The sequence below is a fragment of the Aliarcobacter faecis genome, assembly GCF_013201705.1.
Lineage (GTDB): Bacteria > Campylobacterota > Campylobacteria > Campylobacterales > Arcobacteraceae > Aliarcobacter > Aliarcobacter faecis.
The window spans coordinates 1017332-1034962 of the sequence record NZ_CP053837.1; the positions used below are offsets into that span (position 1 = coordinate 1017332).

Annotated in this window: 17 protein-coding genes; 12 read left to right on the plus strand and 5 right to left on the minus strand. The window is 25.0% G+C overall.

Annotated features, from left to right (window positions below):
* Positions 1 to 35 precede the first annotated feature (35 nt).
* Both purU and AFAEC_RS05130 read left to right on the plus strand, forming a co-directional pair.
* Entirely contained in the window at positions 36 to 869 is an 834-nt protein-coding gene (gene purU, locus AFAEC_RS05125; protein ID WP_026805480.1) for a formyltetrahydrofolate deformylase, read from the plus strand.
* Positions 869 to 1336, plus strand: coding sequence for a tRNA (cytidine(34)-2'-O)-methyltransferase (locus tag AFAEC_RS05130; protein ID WP_026805481.1), 468 nt, complete (start codon positions 869 to 871; stop codon positions 1334 to 1336). Before purU ends, AFAEC_RS05130 begins: the two co-directional genes overlap by 1 nt.
* A 3-nt stretch (positions 1337 to 1339) precedes the next feature.
* Here the strand turns inward: AFAEC_RS05130 and AFAEC_RS05135 are convergent, their stop codons facing one another.
* Both AFAEC_RS05135 and AFAEC_RS05140 read right to left on the minus strand, forming a co-directional pair.
* Positions 1340 to 1585 carry a hypothetical protein gene (locus AFAEC_RS05135; RefSeq protein ID WP_026805482.1) on the minus strand — a complete coding sequence of 82 codons (246 nt, stop codon included), beginning with the start codon at positions 1583 to 1585 and terminating at the stop codon, positions 1340 to 1342.
* A complete protein-coding gene (locus tag AFAEC_RS05140) occupies positions 1572 to 3335 on the minus strand; it encodes a Na/Pi cotransporter family protein (protein WP_026805483.1) in 1764 nt (587 codons plus the stop codon). Before AFAEC_RS05140 ends, AFAEC_RS05135 begins: the two co-directional genes overlap by 14 nt.
* A gap of 110 nt (positions 3336 to 3445) precedes the next feature.
* Between AFAEC_RS05140 and AFAEC_RS05145 the strand changes: the two genes are divergently transcribed.
* From AFAEC_RS05145 to AFAEC_RS05165, 5 genes are all read left to right on the plus strand, one after another.
* Entirely contained in the window at positions 3446 to 4108 is a 663-nt protein-coding gene (locus AFAEC_RS05145; RefSeq protein ID WP_026805484.1) for a response regulator transcription factor, read from the plus strand.
* Entirely contained in the window at positions 4098 to 4961 is an 864-nt protein-coding gene (locus AFAEC_RS05150; protein ID WP_026805485.1) for a sensor histidine kinase, read from the plus strand. Before AFAEC_RS05145 ends, AFAEC_RS05150 begins: the two co-directional genes overlap by 11 nt.
* On the plus strand, positions 4958 to 5332 hold the full coding sequence (locus AFAEC_RS05155) for a S24 family peptidase (RefSeq protein ID WP_026805486.1): 375 nt from the start codon (positions 4958 to 4960) through the stop codon (positions 5330 to 5332). Before AFAEC_RS05150 ends, AFAEC_RS05155 begins: the two co-directional genes overlap by 4 nt.
* Before the next feature lie 135 nt (positions 5333 to 5467).
* The gene (gene tssI / locus AFAEC_RS05160; RefSeq protein ID WP_172658627.1) at positions 5468 to 8815 is read left to right on the plus strand and encodes a type VI secretion system tip protein TssI/VgrG; all 3348 of its coding nucleotides are present in this window, start codon (positions 5468 to 5470) and stop codon (positions 8813 to 8815) included.
* Positions 8812 to 9606: a hypothetical protein gene (locus AFAEC_RS05165; RefSeq protein ID WP_026807032.1), complete on the plus strand. Its 795-nt coding sequence runs from the start codon at positions 8812 to 8814 to the stop codon at positions 9604 to 9606. Before tssI ends, AFAEC_RS05165 begins: the two co-directional genes overlap by 4 nt.
* A gap of 178 nt (positions 9607 to 9784) precedes the next feature.
* Here the strand turns inward: AFAEC_RS05165 and AFAEC_RS05170 are convergent, their stop codons facing one another.
* The 3 genes from AFAEC_RS05170 to aat form a co-directional block, all read right to left on the minus strand.
* On the minus strand, positions 9785 to 10213 hold the full coding sequence (locus AFAEC_RS05170) for a DsrE family protein (RefSeq protein ID WP_026807031.1): 429 nt from the start codon (positions 10211 to 10213) through the stop codon (positions 9785 to 9787).
* 99 nt (positions 10214 to 10312) lie between these two features.
* Positions 10313 to 11473 carry a TsoY family (seleno)protein gene (locus tag AFAEC_RS05175; RefSeq protein WP_026807030.1) on the minus strand — a complete coding sequence of 387 codons (1161 nt, stop codon included), beginning with the start codon at positions 11471 to 11473 and terminating at the stop codon, positions 10313 to 10315.
* Between the two features lie 115 nt (positions 11474 to 11588).
* On the minus strand, positions 11589 to 12257 hold the full coding sequence (aat, locus tag AFAEC_RS05180) for a leucyl/phenylalanyl-tRNA--protein transferase (protein ID WP_026807029.1): 669 nt from the start codon (positions 12255 to 12257) through the stop codon (positions 11589 to 11591).
* A gap of 61 nt (positions 12258 to 12318) precedes the next feature.
* Between aat and AFAEC_RS05185 the strand changes: the two genes are divergently transcribed.
* The 5 genes from AFAEC_RS05185 to AFAEC_RS05205 all read left to right on the plus strand — a co-directional run bounded on the left by AFAEC_RS05185 (position 12319) and on the right by AFAEC_RS05205 (position 17629).
* Positions 12319 to 13017: a pseudouridine synthase gene (locus tag AFAEC_RS05185; protein WP_306459126.1), complete on the plus strand. Its 699-nt coding sequence runs from the start codon at positions 12319 to 12321 to the stop codon at positions 13015 to 13017.
* A 61-nt stretch (positions 13018 to 13078) separates the two neighbouring features.
* On the plus strand, positions 13079 to 13435 hold the full coding sequence (gene arsC, locus AFAEC_RS05190) for an arsenate reductase (glutaredoxin) (protein ID WP_026807027.1): 357 nt from the start codon (positions 13079 to 13081) through the stop codon (positions 13433 to 13435).
* On the plus strand, positions 13425 to 13790 hold the full coding sequence (locus AFAEC_RS05195) for a hypothetical protein (RefSeq protein ID WP_026807026.1): 366 nt from the start codon (positions 13425 to 13427) through the stop codon (positions 13788 to 13790). The genes arsC and AFAEC_RS05195 overlap by 11 nt, the downstream gene beginning before the upstream one ends.
* On the plus strand, positions 13777 to 16077 hold the full coding sequence (locus AFAEC_RS05200) for an AAA family ATPase (RefSeq protein WP_026807025.1): 2301 nt from the start codon (positions 13777 to 13779) through the stop codon (positions 16075 to 16077). Before AFAEC_RS05195 ends, AFAEC_RS05200 begins: the two co-directional genes overlap by 14 nt.
* An 88-nt stretch (positions 16078 to 16165) precedes the next feature.
* Complete coding sequence (locus tag AFAEC_RS05205; protein ID WP_026807024.1) at positions 16166 to 17629, plus strand: peptidylprolyl isomerase; 1464 nt, start codon at positions 16166 to 16168, stop codon at positions 17627 to 17629.
* Positions 17630 to 17631 lie beyond the last annotated feature (2 nt).

The following is a 17631-nucleotide window of genomic DNA, read 5'->3' on the forward strand; positions in this document are numbered from 1 at the left end:
TTATTTGGGCTTTAAAGTTTAAAAATGGATAAAAAATGGACGAATATATACTAAAGATTTCTACACAAGATGCTAAAGGACTTATTTATAATATTTCAAAAGTTCTTTTTGCAAATAATTTAAATATTGAACAAAATGCTGAATATGTAGATCCTGATACAAAAGAGTTTTTTATGAGAACTATAATTAGCGGAAAAGTTATGCAAACAATTTTGTTAAAAGAGCTAAAAGAGGTTTTACCAAGTGGTGCAAACATAAGATTAAATAAAAAAACAAAAAAAGATTGTATTCTTTTGGTAACTAAAGAGTCTCATGTTTTAGGTGATTTACTTATCAGATATACTTCAAATGAGTTAAATGCAAATATAAAAGCAGTTATTGGAAACCATAATGATTTAAAAGGTTTAGTTGAGAAATTTGATATTCCATTTTTTTGTATAAGTGCTGAAAATTTAAGTAAAGATGAACATGAAAAGTTAGTTTCTCAAAAAATAGATGAATTTAACCCAGAATTAATAGTTCTTGCAAAATATATGAGAATTTTAACACCAAAATTTGTAGAAAAATATGAAGGAAAAGTTTTAAATATTCATCACTCATTTTTACCAGCATTTATTGGTGCAAACCCATATAAACAAGCTCATGAAAGAGGTGTGAAAATCATTGGAGCAACTGCTCATTATGTTACAAATGATTTAGATGAAGGACCAATTATTTTTCAAGATGTTGTAAGAGTTGATCACTCATACTCTTGGGAAGATATGAGAAATGCTGGACGAAATGTTGAAAAAGTAGTGCTTTCAAATGCTTTTGAACTACTTTTAAATGATAGAGTTTTTATTCATAGAAATAAAACGGTAATTTTATAATGTTTAATATAGTTTTACACGAACCAAGAATTCCTGGAAATGTAGGAACTATTGGAAGATTGGCTTTTGCTCTAAATTGTAAACTTCATTTAATTAAACCTTATGGATTTGGAGAGATAACAGAAAAAGAGGTTCGTCGAGCAGGACTTGATTATTGGTATGATTTAGAAGTTTTTGAGTATGAAAATATAGATGATTTTTGGGCAAAAAATTCATTTTCTAATAGACATTTTTTTGCTACAACAAAGACAAAACAGCTATATTTTGAGACAAAATTTGAAGTAGGGGACTATTTTTATTTTGGAAGGGAAGATGCTGGTTTACCAAAAGAGATTTTAGAAAAAAGTCAAAAAACTTGCATTACTATTCCTATGACAAACAATGCAAGAAGCCTAAATATTGCAAACTCTGTTTCAATTGTTTGTTATGAAGCTTTAAGACAAAATTTCTCTAGTTTTAAAATCTAAAGATTAATCTTTAGATTTTACTAAAGTTGTACTTTTTTTAATAAGTTTATTTATAGCTACTAACTTTTTTTGTAAAGATAATTTTTTTTCAATATCTGCTTTTTTAAGCTCTTTGATATCGTTTTTTATTTTTATCTTTTTATCTTTTAAATCTTCAATAAGAGCTAGAAGTTTTTGCTCTTTTTTCTCTTTTAGCTTGTCTTTTTTTAGATACTTTTGGATTTTTTCAATAATTTCACTTAGTTTCATTTTTTACTTCTCCTAAATCTTTATTTAAATCACTATTTACAAATAAAATATTTGCAACTTCTACAAGTTTTTTCTGTATAGAATAACCAGTAGCACTATCATTCATATATGATGTTGCCATTGTTGCTTTTATCTTATCTTCTCTAATTAGTGCATCTATCTCTTCACTACTTGCTAGGTCATTTTGAGCTAATTCAGATTTTATCACCTCTAATTGTGTTAGTTGGTCTGCATCATTTTCCAAAGTTGAAAGAGTGTTGATATCTATTAAAATTTCAGCTAACTCTTTTCTTAATATATTATACTCCTCTTTAATAAACTCATTCCTACTTTTTAAGTAGTAGTTTAAATTTTTTTGTATATCTCTTGTATCTTTTAAAACTTCTACTATTATAGATGCAGCTCTTTTTAATTCACCTGCTTCTTTATGTTGAAAATCAAACATATGCTCTTGAGCAAATGATGAGAATTTTACAATATCACTATAAAGAGATTTTAGATTTTTTTGATAAATTTCATCTATATTTGTATCAATTATTGATAATTCATCATTTAATCGTACTTTTAAAGTCTCTTTTGTTAGACCTGTTGTATGAAGATTTAATGCATGTAGCATAGCTTTTTGACAATTTTCATACAAATTTATAGTCTCTTTTCTAATAGCTACAAGTGCAGCATCCGGGCTATTTAAAACAACTGGAGATAGATATTTGGGTTTTGAAGCAGAAGATATTTTTTGAGGAATAATTTTTTCCAAAAGTTTAGCAATTAGAGGAATAAAAGGGAATAGTACAATAATTCCAACTAAACTAAAAATTGTATGGAAAAGTGCTAATTTCATTCCACTATTTGTTTCAGCAATCCCAAAATATGGAGCTAAGAAATCAACAAAATCTTTAAATTGGTAAATAAATATTGTAATAATTGCAGCTGTTACAAAGTTAAAAATAACATGTGAACCAGCAACCCTTTTTGCATCTTGAGTTGATGTAAGTGAGGCTAAAACAGCTGTTAAAACTGTACCAATATTTGCTCCAATAGCAAGAGCTAAAGCATTTATGTAAGTAATACTTTCTACATTTAAAGCTGTAATAATAATAGCTAATGTAGCTGCACTTGATTGAATAACTATTGTAATAACTAAACCAATTAAAATATAAAGTAATATTCCAGTATATCCATCCATAGCATAACTTGCAAGGTCAATTTGATCTTTTATTACATCAAATCCATCTTTCATATATGCAATTCCAAGAAAAATAAAACCAAGCCCTAATAAGACATTTCCACTACCTTTCATAGCATTTGTTTTTAGAAATCTTAAAATTACTCCAAAAACAATCATAGGAAAGGCATAAGTTGAGATTTTAACATCTATTCCAAGGCTTGAAACAATCCAAGCTGTTGTTGTACTTCCAAGGTTTGAACCAAAAATTACTCCAATTCCTTGAACAAGTGTAATTAACTCAGCTCCAACAAATGATATTGTAAGAAGTGTTGTAATAGTTGAACTTTGAACTATTGAAGTTGCAACAAAACCAGTTATAATGGCGTATAAACTATTGTGTGTAAATTTTTGTAAAAGTTTTTCTAAAAGCCCACCAGAAAGTTGTTTAAACCCATCTTGCATAAAGAACATACCAATTATAAAAATTGCAATTCCACTTAAGATAACGGTAAAATTTTGATATTTTACTACTATAAATGCTAAAATAGATAAACATATAAAAATAATAATATTTTTTTGCACAGAAAATGCCCCCAAAATCTAATGTATATAATATTAGATTATAACTAATATTTATTTAATAAGTAGATTTTAGATAATATCTTATAATCTTATATTTCTAGGAGAGTTTTGTGTATAAAATTTTGGTTTTAGAAGATGATTTACTTTTTGCTTCAACTTTAGAAGATTTTTTAAGTAGTGAGGGCTTTAATGTAGATATTGCAAAAGATGGAGAAGAAGCTCTTAGTTTAAATTATGATTTTAACTATGATTTATATATATTTGATATAAATGTTCCAAAAATAGATGGTTTGGAACTTCTAAAATCTCTTAGAGAAAACAATGATAATACACCAACTATATTTTTAACATCATATAAAGATAAAGATACTTTAAAAGATGCTTATTCAAAAGGTTGTGATGATTATATAAAAAAACCAGTTGATTTAGATGAGTTGAGTTTACGAATAAAGGCTATTTTTAAACGAAATAAAAAAGAGTTTAATTTGATAACTTTGAGAGAAAATATAGTTTTTAATCCTATTTCAAAAAGAGTTTTTGAATCAGAAATTGATATGAATTTACCAATAAAAGTTTTAGAGTTACTGGAGTTATTTTTGGAAAATAGAAATGAAATTGTCTCAAAAGATATGATAATAAGAAAACTCTGGAGTACAAGTCAAAGTTATAGTGAGGGTTCAATTAGGGTTTATATTAATCAAGTCAAAAAATTATTTGATAATAAAGATGCAATAATAAATATAAAAGGAATAGGGTATAAACTTGAATTCTAAAAAAATTGATTTTTTAATCTCTATTTCTATAGTTTTTATTTTTTCTTTATCAATTATTTTATATTTGAACTATTATTTTACTTCTACAATCTATTTTACAAATGAACAATATTTAGTTTTTGAACTTTTTTTACTTTTTATAGGAGTTCTTATATTTCTTTTTTTCTCAAGCTCTTTGATAAAATATACTTTCAAAAGTGATGAAAAGTTAGAAAAAGATATAAAAAATACTATTCATGAGTTAAATATACCAGTTTCAACGATAAAAATGAATGTTCAGCTTTTGAAAAAAAGTTTAAAAGAGGAGAAAAATTTAGTTAGAGTTGAAAGAATAAGCAAAGCAAATGAAAATCTTTTAAAATTGTATGAAAATTTGGAGTATGAATTTAAAAAAGAGATTGATAAAATAGAGCTAGAGGAGTTTTATTTAGAGGATATTATAAAAATATCTTTGGATAAATTTGAAGATATAAAAAAAGATACAATAATTGAAACAAACATTCAAAATCCTCTTTTATATTGTGATTATAATGGTTTTTTGATGGCTTTTGATAATCTTTTTTCAAATGCAATAAAATATAATGATAAGGAAAACCCATATATAAAAATTGAGCTAAATGATACAATTTTATCAATATTTAATAAGGGTGAGAAGATTGATACGAAAAATATTATGTTAGTTTTTGATAGATATTTTCAAGAAGATTCACAAAATAGTGGCTTTGGTTTGGGCTTAGCAATAGTAAAAGAGTTTTGTGATAAGTATAAAATATCAATAAATATTGAAACCTTGAAAGATGGAACAAAAATAAATCTTAATCTTAAAAATATTTTAAGAAAGGAGAAATTATGAGTTTAAAATTAGAGTATCACCAAAATATTAATGGCAAGATTGTAAAAAAAGAGTTAGAGTTTTCTAAAGATTTACTAAAAGATAAATATAGTTTAAACTCTCTTTTTGTAACTATGGTTGATGGGCAATCTATGGAACCAGATATTTTACATGGCTCTTTAGTAGTTGCTGATTTAAGTCAAAAAGATTTTTTGGCTGATGCTATATTTTTGATTTATAAAGATAATAATATGTGGATAAAAAAGGCAAAAATTATAGAAAATAAGAACTATTTTGTCTCTATAAATCCAAGCTATTCTCATCTTAAATATAAACTTGAAGATTGTAGAGTTATAGCAAAAGTTCTTTTAACTTTTAAAACTTCAAATTAATATTTTTAATAAATTATAAAAAAGAGCTCAAACTTTAATATCTTTATAAATTATCTTATACTAATATTTTTAGTTATTTAATTTTCTAATTTGAAATATTAAATATATAGATAATACTAAAATAAAGAGCTTTCCATGAATAACTTTCCAATAGACTTAATAAATAAAAACATAAATAAAGAAGTTCAAGAGATAAAAGGAAGGTTAAAACTTTTAAACTATAAAAGTAATGATTTATATGGAAATACAGATGGGAATTATTCAATATATAATTTAGAAGGGAAAAGTGGAGTAAATAAAGTATATGAATATGAGATAACCTTTATAAGTAATGAAAGAATAGAAGTAGAAGATATAGTAGATACAGATGTAGAGATAGTTTTAGAGGATTTAGTAAATTTAAAATCTTGTAAAACAATCTTTGGAAAGATTTATAAAGCTAGTGAAGATAGTATAGTATCAAATAAATATATGTATAAAATAGAAGTAGTACATCCAATATACTATTTGGGATTAAATAATAAATATGAGATATATCATAGTCTAAGTGCAACAGATATTATAAATAAAATAGTAACAAGATATAGAGCCTTATTAAATATTTCATTAGAGATAAGAGTAGATAATATAAAATATCCAATAAAAGATTATACAACCCAATATAATCAAAGTGATTTAGAGTTTATCTTAATGCTTTGTGAAGAAGAGGGATACTCTTTAATATTTAAAGAAGATGATAATAGTAGCTTTAAAATAGTATTGTGTGAATTAAATGATTATGTAGAGAAAATAGATAGTAAGATATTGTGTACATATAATCATAAAATAGAGTTTAAAGCAAGTAAACATATAGAAGATTACTATGATAAGAATAATCCAAGCCAAGAGTATAAAATAGAGAAAACAAAGGTAGTAACTAGTAGTAAGATAAAAGATAATGCAAGTAGTAAACAATTAAGAAATGATATAGAAAAAGAGAGCTTTAGAGATAAACTAAACTTGTTAAATGAAAGCTTGTATGAAGATTTAAATAGATACACAAATATAGATACAAATAAAGAGTATAGTCAATCAAATATAATAGAAGCAGTTTCAAATGAATTAATAGTAAAAGATAGTTTAAATGCCTTAATAGTAAGTGAAAAAGAGAATAAAGAAGAAGATGTAATAATAATAGAAGTAAACTATAAAGCATACTTTCCAAATGCCTTAGAAGAGTATTCAAAACTAAATGATATAAAAGATATAAACTCAAATATGCAATATAGTGTAGAGTTTAAAGCAATCCCAAAAGATATAATATATAAACCCAAAGTTACAATAAAAAAACCAAAGATATATGGAGTACAAACAGCAATAGTAACATCACAAGATGTAAATAACTCACCAATAAACCAAAATCAAAATAGTATAGATGTAGATGAAGAAGGAAGAGTAAGAGTACTGTTTCATTTTGAAAGAAATAAAACAACCTCTTGTTACTTAAGAGTATCAAATCTATCTAGTGGAAATAATTATGGCTCACAATTTATTCCAAGAGTAAATAGTGAAGTAATAGTAAGCTTTGTAAATGGTAACCCAGATTGCCCAATAATAATAGGAACTTTGTATAATGGTGAGAATAAAATACCTTACCCACTTCCAGCTAATAAAACAAAAAGTTATATAAGAACATATACAACTCCTCAATATGAAAATGATGAAGGATATAATGAAATACTCTTTGATGATATTCAAGGAAATGAAAAACTAAATATTCAAGCTCAAAAAGATATGAATACTCTAATACTAAATGATGAAACAAAAATAGTTAAACATAATCAAAGTAATCTAATAGAGAATGATAAAAAAGAAGATGTAAATAATAACTCAAACTTAAATGTAAAATCAGACTATACAATAAATGTAAATAAAAACCTAACACAAAGTGTAGAAGAAGAGAAAATAACAACTGTAAATAAAGATTATAATATTTATGCTAATGAAGATTTAAATATAAGAGTAAAAAACACAATAAAACAACTAATAGAAAAGGATTTTATACAAAAAGTAAAAGGTAATAAAATAGAACATGTAGAAAAAGATGTAAAACTAAAATACCTTCAAAATCTCTTTAAACAAATAGATAAAGATTTTAGAATTGATGTAAAAGAGAACTTTCACACTAAAGCAAATACAATTAAAATAGAAGCCCAAACTATAGAGTTAATTTCAGATACAGAAGTAAACCTAAAAGGTGCTAATAATAATCTAATAGTAAACCCAAATGGTATTTTTATGAATGCTCCTTTGGTAAATACAAACTCTATTTACTTTGGTGCTTTTGCTAATGAAGTTGAAAAAGTAGATATGGATAATAACACAGCAAATATGCAAAGTAATGACCCTGATAGTTACTCAAATAACTCTACAATTAAAGAGAATACAGTAGGAATAGTATTTTTTAGACCAAAAGAAAATTATATAGGTGAATATGGTTTTGATTGGTTAAGACAAAATGAAACTTCAAGTATTTTTGAAAGAGATTATGAAAAAATATTGGAAGATAAAGAAGGAATAAATAAAGCTGACCAATATAAAAAAATGAAAGAAGATTATAATAATGAAATTATAAACTTAGATAGTGGGAAATCTTATGAGTATTATATTCCAAAGATGACACTCTACCCAAAAACTCCAGCAGATTTACAGATATATTGTAATAACTATGAAGAAGTAGAGTTTGAATCAACAAACCCTAACTTAATAGTAAAAAAGAATAGTAATCAAACTATATCTTTTGGTACAAAAGGGGAGATAAGTAGTGATGCATATATAGTAGCAAAACGAAATGGAAAAACAGTAGGGAAAGTACAGCTTTTAGCAAATAGTAAAGCTAATAGATATGAAGTTGATATTATATTTGTAGGATTAAAAACTTTTTTAAATGGAGAAAAAGAGATAGATGGAAACTATTTAAAAAAATTAAATATAGAAGATGAGATAAAAAGACATTTAGGACAAGCCTATATAAAAGCAAATATTACTATATTAGAAAACTCTTTTACTATTAATAATGATAAAGAGCTTGAAGATTATACTTTTACTAGCAATAAAAGATATTTTCAAATTCTTCCCGACCCAAATGATTATATCTTACCAAGATTTGATAAAGCCTACCCACAATATAAAAATCATATAAAGATATTTTTTACAAAAGAAGAAGCTAAACTTTTACATAATGAATATTATGGATTAGCAGATGGAATTGGAGTTAAAAGTGCAACAATATTTGGGAAAAGAGGGAGTGATAGAAGAGTAAGTCATGAATTAATGCATGCTTTAGGATTACATCACACTTTTAGTGAAGAAAATAAATACTATTTTAAAAAATATTTAACACTAAATATAATGGATTATTTTAATGCTACACCTAAAAACTTCTCTTGGCACTATCAATGGAGAACTATGCAAAATAATTCATCAGTAAGGAAAGAGAGATGATAAAACTATTAATAAGTCTAAGCTTACTTTTTACTATAAGCTTTGCAGATAATTTATATAAAGAGATAAAAGGAGAAAAGATGTCTGAAGTATTTAATATTAAAGAGTTTAAAGAGAAAAGTCCAAATGGAGAAGATTACTTTTTTACAGATAAAGATGGATTTAAAATAGAGTGGAGTCAATATCGACATGAAAATGAGTATGCCCAAAGGAGAACTTATCCTAAACCCTCATTTTTATCTGAATATAAAGAGTATGATGAAAATGGAAAAATAAAACGTTATCAGCTTTGGGCAAGAGGGTATTTTATAAAAGAACTCCATTTTGATAAAGAGGGAAATATAGTAAAAACAATAAATGCAGATGATGATTATAAAATCCAATTAGGTGAAGTATTAGATATATTTAAAAAAGAGTTTCCAAATATAGATTTACATAGGAAATATTGGAAAGATAAAAAAGGAACATATATAAAAAGAAAAAAAATAGATAGACTTGAAGATATAGCTGATGGTTTATCTGTACGAGAAATTTTTTGGGAAGAACTTGTAAAAGAGCATAATTTTTATGGAAATGATATAAATAATCTAAAGTTCCCAATGCAAGTTTATGTAATAAACTTTTTTACAGAAGAAGAGAATGATAAATACCTTTATATAAACTCATTTGTAATAGATGCAAATAGTGCAAAACCACTTTTATATGTAAAATCTTATTATATAAGTGATTGGGATTATGTAGAAAAAGATAGCAATCCAACTATACTAGATAAATATTATAAAAATAGATAGAAAACTCAATAAATTGGTAAGTTTGATATTATGTAATATTTGCACAAAGTTTTTACTATGTTAATATATTTATTTAGTAAGACTATTGAAAATATTACTTTTTTATTAAATTAATTTTATAGTTATATTTTAGAACCAATTATGAAAAAAAGGAGCTAAATAGCTCCTTTTTTTAGGTTTAGTAGCTTAAATTTTGGTAATCTTTATCTAAAAGTCTATCAGCAACAACAGGTGGTTTTGCTACACTTACATTTTCTATTAAATCAGCTTCTGTTTTACTAGCATTTGGTAAAAATAGTGGGCAAACTTCAACTTTCGCACCATTTTTTATTAGCTCTTCTAACATCATTTTGGGAGATTTATCTTGAGGTTTTAATTTTGGACTAGAGCTATCTTTTAAAGCAAGATTTGCTGCATGAGAGCATAAAACCATGTTTATCTCTTTCCCCTTTTTTAGTGTCATTGCACTTAAAACCATTCCCATCATCTGTGTTTCAGCACTTTCTGAAGTTAATAGTACATTTAACCCTTTTGCACTATTATCATTTGCATTTGCAGTAGTTCCTAAAATTAAAATGGCACTTAAACTTAATAATATTTTTTTCATAAATTAATCCTTTTATATAATTCTTTTAATTAATAATTAAAAGTTATTGATTTTATATAATTAATACTTATTTATAGATAAAAAGAGCAAAAGCTCTTTTTAGAATGAGAATTTTTTGTAAAGCCTAAAAAATAGTTTAATTGTAACTACTTGAATATAGATAAAAGGAATCATAAGTATAAAATAGATTATTGAATATTTATCAATAATACTATTATGAACAAGACCAATGTTTATAAAAAACATTCCAAAAACAAAAAAAGCAACACCAGGGCAAATAAGAGCAAAACTTAGAGCTGATTTCTCATTTGATTTGATAAATTTCTCAAAATATCCAAGTTTTTTCATAATTTGATAACCTAAAACTCCAAAAATTATCTGTAAACTTAAAATAGTAGAAGTTAAAACAAAAAGAGAAGGTTTATCACTTGTAGCATTTAAATTGTGTTCAAGTCCAAAAGTAAGTCTTATAAAAGTAATTCCTAGAAGTGTTAAAATAGGAATTATAATCCAAAGTGAAGGAGCTGTTTCAATATTAATTCCTTGTTCAAACATATTTTTGAAGCCCAAAATAATTTTTATAAAAATTAAAACTATAGAAATACTTGCAAAGAAAATTGCAAAAAATATTCCAATAGAATTTACAATAATATTTGAACTCATAGCACCAGGAGCAGCAAATCCAACTGCTACCATAGATAAAGCAAAAATTGAAATCATTTGTGTAAGATTATTGTTTTTTGTAAAATCAAAATCACCTTTTATAATTAATCTTGAAAAATAATCAAAGAATATTTTTAAAGCAAAATAGCCATTTATTGCAAATCCTAAAAGAGCAAAAGGGAATAGATATTCAACTATACTCCATAATTTTGGTATAAAAACTGCACCTAAAACAAAAGCTACATTTATACTCATTGTATAAGTTAAAGGTAGAGTCATAAGACTAATTTGCCCATTTGATGTTATTAAAGATTTATAACTTTCACTTTTTTTATATAATAAAAACTGTTTTGTATTCCAAATAAGAAGTTTAAAATGAATTAAAGCAAATGCAAAAATAAATACTAAAGAAAAAGCAGTTATAAAGCTAATATAATCACCTTTTTCTAAGGCTTGAAAAATATATTCAAAAGTTGCCATTGGAGTAGTTGGATGAGGAACTAAAAACATTAAATACATAAAAAATGAGACACTAAGTCCACCTGCGCCTAAAGCACTTAAAAAACAAGTTGGAGAAAATCTTTCTCTTAAAATCATTTATAATCCTTTGTTAAATTTTTAAAATATTGTAGGGAATAATATATTAAAAACTTATGAAATATAAATAAGTAAATATTATGAATAATATTAGAGTTGCTCCTAAAAATAGTAGTTAATTGTTTTTTAGTATTTTAAAATACTCTTCTCTACTTATCTCATAAGCTCCCAAGCTTTCAAGATGAGAATTATAAACTTGACAATCTATAAGTTTTATTTCATTCTCTTTAGCCCAAAGACATAAATGGTAAAAAGCAACTTTTGAAGCATCATTTACAAGGCTAAACATACTCTCTCCACAAAAAACATCTCCAATAATAAGTCCATAAAGCCCACCAACAAGCTTATCATTGAGATAAACTTCAATACTATTTGCAACTTCTAAATTATATAATTGTGTATAGGCATAAATAAACTCATCACTTATCCAAGTATCACTTTCATGTTTTCTTTTTACATTTGAACAATTTTTTATAACTTCAAGAAAATTTGTATTTGATTTTACAATAAAGCCTTTATTTAGTATTGATTTTTTAAGGCTTTTTGATATTTTCATCTCATCAGGTTTTAAAACCATTCTTTTTTGTGGACTATACCAGTTTATATAACCATAATCATCTATAAACCAGGGGAAAAGACCATTATAGTAAGCATTTACTAATCTTTGTGGGTGAAAATCTCCACCAATAGCAACTAAATCATCTCCCATTTGTTCTAAATTTGGGAAATCAAAACTATCATCATCAAGTAAATATATTTTGTGTTTGTTATCTAATAATTTCATTTTGGCATTTTAGTTAAAAATATGTTAATATCCAAAAAATTAATTAGGAATTAAAGATTTTATGAAAAGATTAGATGCACTTTTATCAAATTTGGGATATTGTAGCAGAAGTGAGACAAAGTTATTTTTAAAACAAAATGAAGTTTTAATAAAAAATCAAAGAGTTTTTAATCCTACTTCTAAAGCAAATCATTGTGATGTTCTTGTAAATAATGAAGCTCTTGATAGTGAAAAAATTTTAATTTTATTAAATAAACCAAGTGGATATATATGTTCACATAATGATGCAGGAAAACTTATATATTCACTTCTTCCAAGAAGATATCAAAATAGAAATCCAAAAATATCAACTATTGGAAGACTTGATATTGATACAACAGGAGCTATTTTATTAACAGATGATGGAGAGTTAAATCATAAATTGACAAGTCCAAAAAAAGATGTAAAAAAAGTGTATGAAGTAAGTTTAGAAAAACCATTAAATGGAGATGAAAAAGAGCTATTTGCTAGTGGAAAAGTGCTTTTAAATGGTGAAGAAAAGCCACTAAAGCCAGCTATTTTAAAAGAGATTACTCCTACTTTAGTTCATCTTGAAATAGTTGAAGGAAAATATCATCAAGTAAAAAGAATGTTTGCTTATACAAAAAATAGGGTGATAAAACTTCATAGATTGGAATTTTCAGGCTTTAGAGTTGATGAGATGGAAGAAGGTGCTTTTAAGATAATAGATGATTTCAATATAAAATCTTACAATTTGTAATGCTTTTATAAGAATTTAAAAGTTTTGGTTATAATTAAAAAAATAGAGTTTTGGAGATAAAATGCAAAATATAACAATGTGGCATAACATTGCTTGTTCAAAATCAAATAGTGCAAAATGTTTTTTAGATGATAATGGTGTACAAGTTGAAATAAGGGATTATTTGGAGAATCCACCTTCAAAAGATGAGATAAAGGAACTTTTAAAAAAATTAAATATGAGTGCAAAAAGTTTAATTAGAGAGAGTGAATCTTTATATTCTGAACTAAATATAAAAAATATAGATGATGAAGATAAGCTTATAGAAATAATAGAACAAAATCCAATTTTAATTCAAAGACCTATTTTAATAGGCAATAAAAAAGCTTTTATAGCAAGACCACCAAAAAATATAGAAGATATAATAAATGAGCTTTAATCTAAACGAAAAACAGTTAAGAATAAGATATATAAGAGTAGTTGAGAAATTTTTAACAAGAACTATATCTTTATTAAAATTAGATGATTTTAATAGAGATTTATTTATAAAAAGAACATTTAAAAACTATGAAGATCTAAATAAAACTCCAAAAGTAGATCTTTATTCAGATTATTATACAGGTTTAAATAGTTTTATTGAAAAAACTATCAATTTTATAAAAAATCCAAGTGATGATTTTGTAGATGAGAGAGCAACTTTATTAAAAGATGCAAATTTACTACAAAAAGAGAAAAATAAGAGCACTTATAAAAAAGATAAACATAAAAAAGATAGATTTGATGACGGAAACTAGTGAAAAAAAGTATAACTTAAGTGGGGTTTTGAAAAAAGTTCTCTATAAAAATGATGAAACAAAATATATTATTGCAGTTTTAGAAAATAATCAAAAAATTTGTGGAACATATTTCGATGCTGATATTGAAAAAATAGTAGGTGAAGAGATAATAATGAGTGGAGATTGGACAACTCATAATAAATATGGGGTTCAATTTGAGTTTGATACTCTACAAATAAAAGAGCACGAACTTTTTTTCTTTCTTACAAAAATTGTAAAAGGATTTACTAAAAAACTTGCAAATGAGATTTTAGATAAATATAGTGAAGATGGATTGATAGAGATTTTAGAGAATAATCCAAATGAACTACTAAATTTTAAAGGAATAAAAGAGAAAAAATTAAAAACAATTTTAAGCTCTTGGCACTCTTTTAAACACTTAAGAGAACTTGGTGCTTTTTTAGGAAAATTTGGTGTAACTTCAAATTTAATTACAAAAATATATTCAACTTTTAGTGAAGTTGATAACTTAATAGAAAAAATTAAACAAAACCCATATATTCTAATAAATATAAAAGGAATAGGATTTAAAAGAGCTGATGAGATAGCAAAGTCTTTAGGAATTGACTTAAAATCAGAGTTTAGAATAAGAGCTTGTGTAAATTATACTTTAAGAGAATTTTGTGATAACAATGGAAACTCATCTATAGATAAATTTCATCTTTATAAATTATTAGATGATAGTTTGAGGTTTTCAAATGAAGAGATACTTTATGAAAATGTTTTAACAAAAATGTTAGCAAAAGAGGAGATTTATAGCACAAATCAAAATAGAGTTGCTTTATCAATGTTATATTTTGCAGAAAAAAATATTTTAGAGTTTTTTAATAGAAGAAAAGATGATAAAAATAGAAAAATTATTGAAAAATTTGATGAATATTTAAGTAAAAAACAAGAAAGTTTGGGTTTTTCTTTAAGTGATGAACAAAAAAAAGCAGTTGAACTTATAAACTCTGGAGAGAAAACTCTCTTTTTAATAGGTTATGCAGGAACAGGAAAATCGACATCAAGTAGAGCTATTTTAGAACTTTTGGAAGAGATAATGAGTTATGATGATATTATAACTATTGCACTATCAGGAATTGCAAGTCAAAGAATAAGTGATACAACAGGTTATAATTCAAGTACTATTCAAAGTCTGCTTGTAAAACATAAAGAGAAAGATTTTTTCCCATATAAAGTTATATTACTTGATGAAGCATCTATGGTAAATTCTGTTACTTTTTATCAAATTATCTCAAAAATAAGTGATGATACAATTTTTATAATTGTCGGAGATGATGGCCAGTTACCAGCTATTGGAGCTGGAAATATATTAGCTGATAGTATAAAATTTGAACTTGCACCAATATGTAAACTTACAAAAATTTATAGACAAAATGAAAATCAAGCAATTGCAATAATTGCAAATGACATTAGAAAAGGTGAATTACCAAATTATAAAGAGGATTATGAGGATTTTAAATTTGTTGATGTCTCTATTTCAAATTATTATTCTATTAAAAACTCGTTGAGTCAAAATGAATTTTCAAATATTAGAGGTGAAAATAGTGAATATATTTTAAATAATATTTTAAATATAGCAAGTGATTATATTCAACTCTATTATGATTTTATAAAAGAGAAAAATATTGGTAAAGCTTTAACTCTTTTTCAAGTAATTACACCGATGAAAGGTGGTGTTTTAGGAGTTGAAAATTTAAATATAGAGTTACAAAGGCTCTTTAATCATACAAAAACAAAGAGTTTAAAAATAAAAGATTTTGAGTATAAATTAACAGATAAAGTAATTCATATAAAAAATGAAAATATGAAAGCCCAAACTATGAGTATGTATAAATCAAACTCCACTGAATTTATGGAGAGAAGAGTTTATAATGGACAATTAGGACTTATAATAAAGATTGATTTTGATGAGCAAAAATGTATAGTTTTATATCCAAATGATGATATGGTTGTATTTTATGACTTTGATAATATTCATAATCTTTTAAATTTGGCATATTGTCTAACAATTCACAAAACTCAAGGAATGGAATATGAAAATGCTCTAATTCCTATGACTTTTTCACACTATATTATGCATAATACAAAACTTTTATATACAGCAATTACAAGAGCTAAAAAAATGTGTTTTATTGTTGGAGAAGAGGAAGCCTTTAAAAGTGCTTGTAAAAAAATAGAAGTAACAATAAGAGAATCAATTATAAATGATTTGTTAAGTAAAAATAATAAAATTGAGTAAACATATAGTTCTATCGTTACTATTTAAATAACATAAAAGCAATTTTTTTGTAATATATCCTCTAAAAAAATTAAGAGGATTTTATTTTATGATAACTTGGATGCAAAGGCATAAAAAATGGCTCGTTATTACTATTTGGATTAGTACAATAGCATTTGTTGGAGCTGGATTTGTAGGTTGGGGGTCTTATAATTATGGATCTAAAGGTGGAGTTGTTGCTAAAGTTGGTAGTAAAGAGGTAACTATTGAAGAGTATCAACAAGAGTACTCAAATCTTTATGGTGAATACGCTAGGATGTTTGGTCCAATGTTTTCAAAAGAGTTAGCAGAGCAACTAAAATTAAAAGATATTGCATTTAAAAAAGTTTTAGAAAAAAATCTAATTATGGCATATGGGGATTCTATTGGTTTTATGGCAACAGATGAAGAAGTTGCAAAAGAGCTTTTAAAATATGAAGTTTTTCAAAAAGATGGAAAGTTTGATAAAGATACTTATATAAAAGTTTTAAATCAAAATAAAATGACACCAAAAGATTTTGAAGATAATTTAAAAAATGAGATTTTATTTCAAAAGACTCAAAATTTATTTATTTTAAATCCTAGTTTAAAAGAGATTGAAAACTTAAGTAAATTATTATTTATTGAAGATGATATTACAATTAAAATTTTATCGCTAAATGATATGAAAGTAGAGATTAAACCTGAAGAGTTAAAATCATATCATGAAGCAAATAAAAATAGTTATATGAGTGAAGTTTCTTATGATTTAGAGATTAAAACTATCCCTTTAATATCTTCAAATTCAAGTGAAGATGAGATAAAAGTACAATATGAAAAATTTAAATCTGATTATAAATTTGAAGATGGAAGAATAAAATCTTTTGATGAAGCAAAAGAGCAAGTAATTGCTGACTTAGATGAAAAGTTTACAAAAAAAGAGGCTTTAAACTTATATTTAAAACTTAAAAAAGATGAAGAAAAGTTTGATAAAAGTGGGAATTTTGTTCAATCAAAACTTCCTTTTTTAGCTGAAAATATAGAGAAAATAAATGAAATAAAGAGTGGAGATATTACAAAACCATTCTTTGAAAATAAGAACTATTATATAGTAAAACTTGTAGGTAAAAAACCTTCAGCTCCTCTTAGTTTTGAAGAGGCAAAAGATAAAGTTACACTTAATTTTGAAAAAGAGTTAAAATCAAAAAAACTTGATGAGATTGCAAATAGTACTTTAGAAGGATTTACAGGAGATAATATTAATAATGTTACAAGAGAATCTATTTCAAAAATAACTAATCTTGAGCAACAAGAAGCAGCAAATTTTTTAAATCAATTATTCTCTTCGACAAAAAAAGAGGGTGTTATTAGATTGGAAAATAAAGCTGTTTTATATAGAATCAATGACTCTAAAATGGCAAGTTATGATAAATCAAAAGATGAATTAGTAAAAAATGCAGCAATTCAAGTTCAAGAGAGTGATTTAATAAATAATTTATTGAAAAAATTAGAAACTATGTATACAATCAAAACATCAATACAAACAAAGGAGTAACA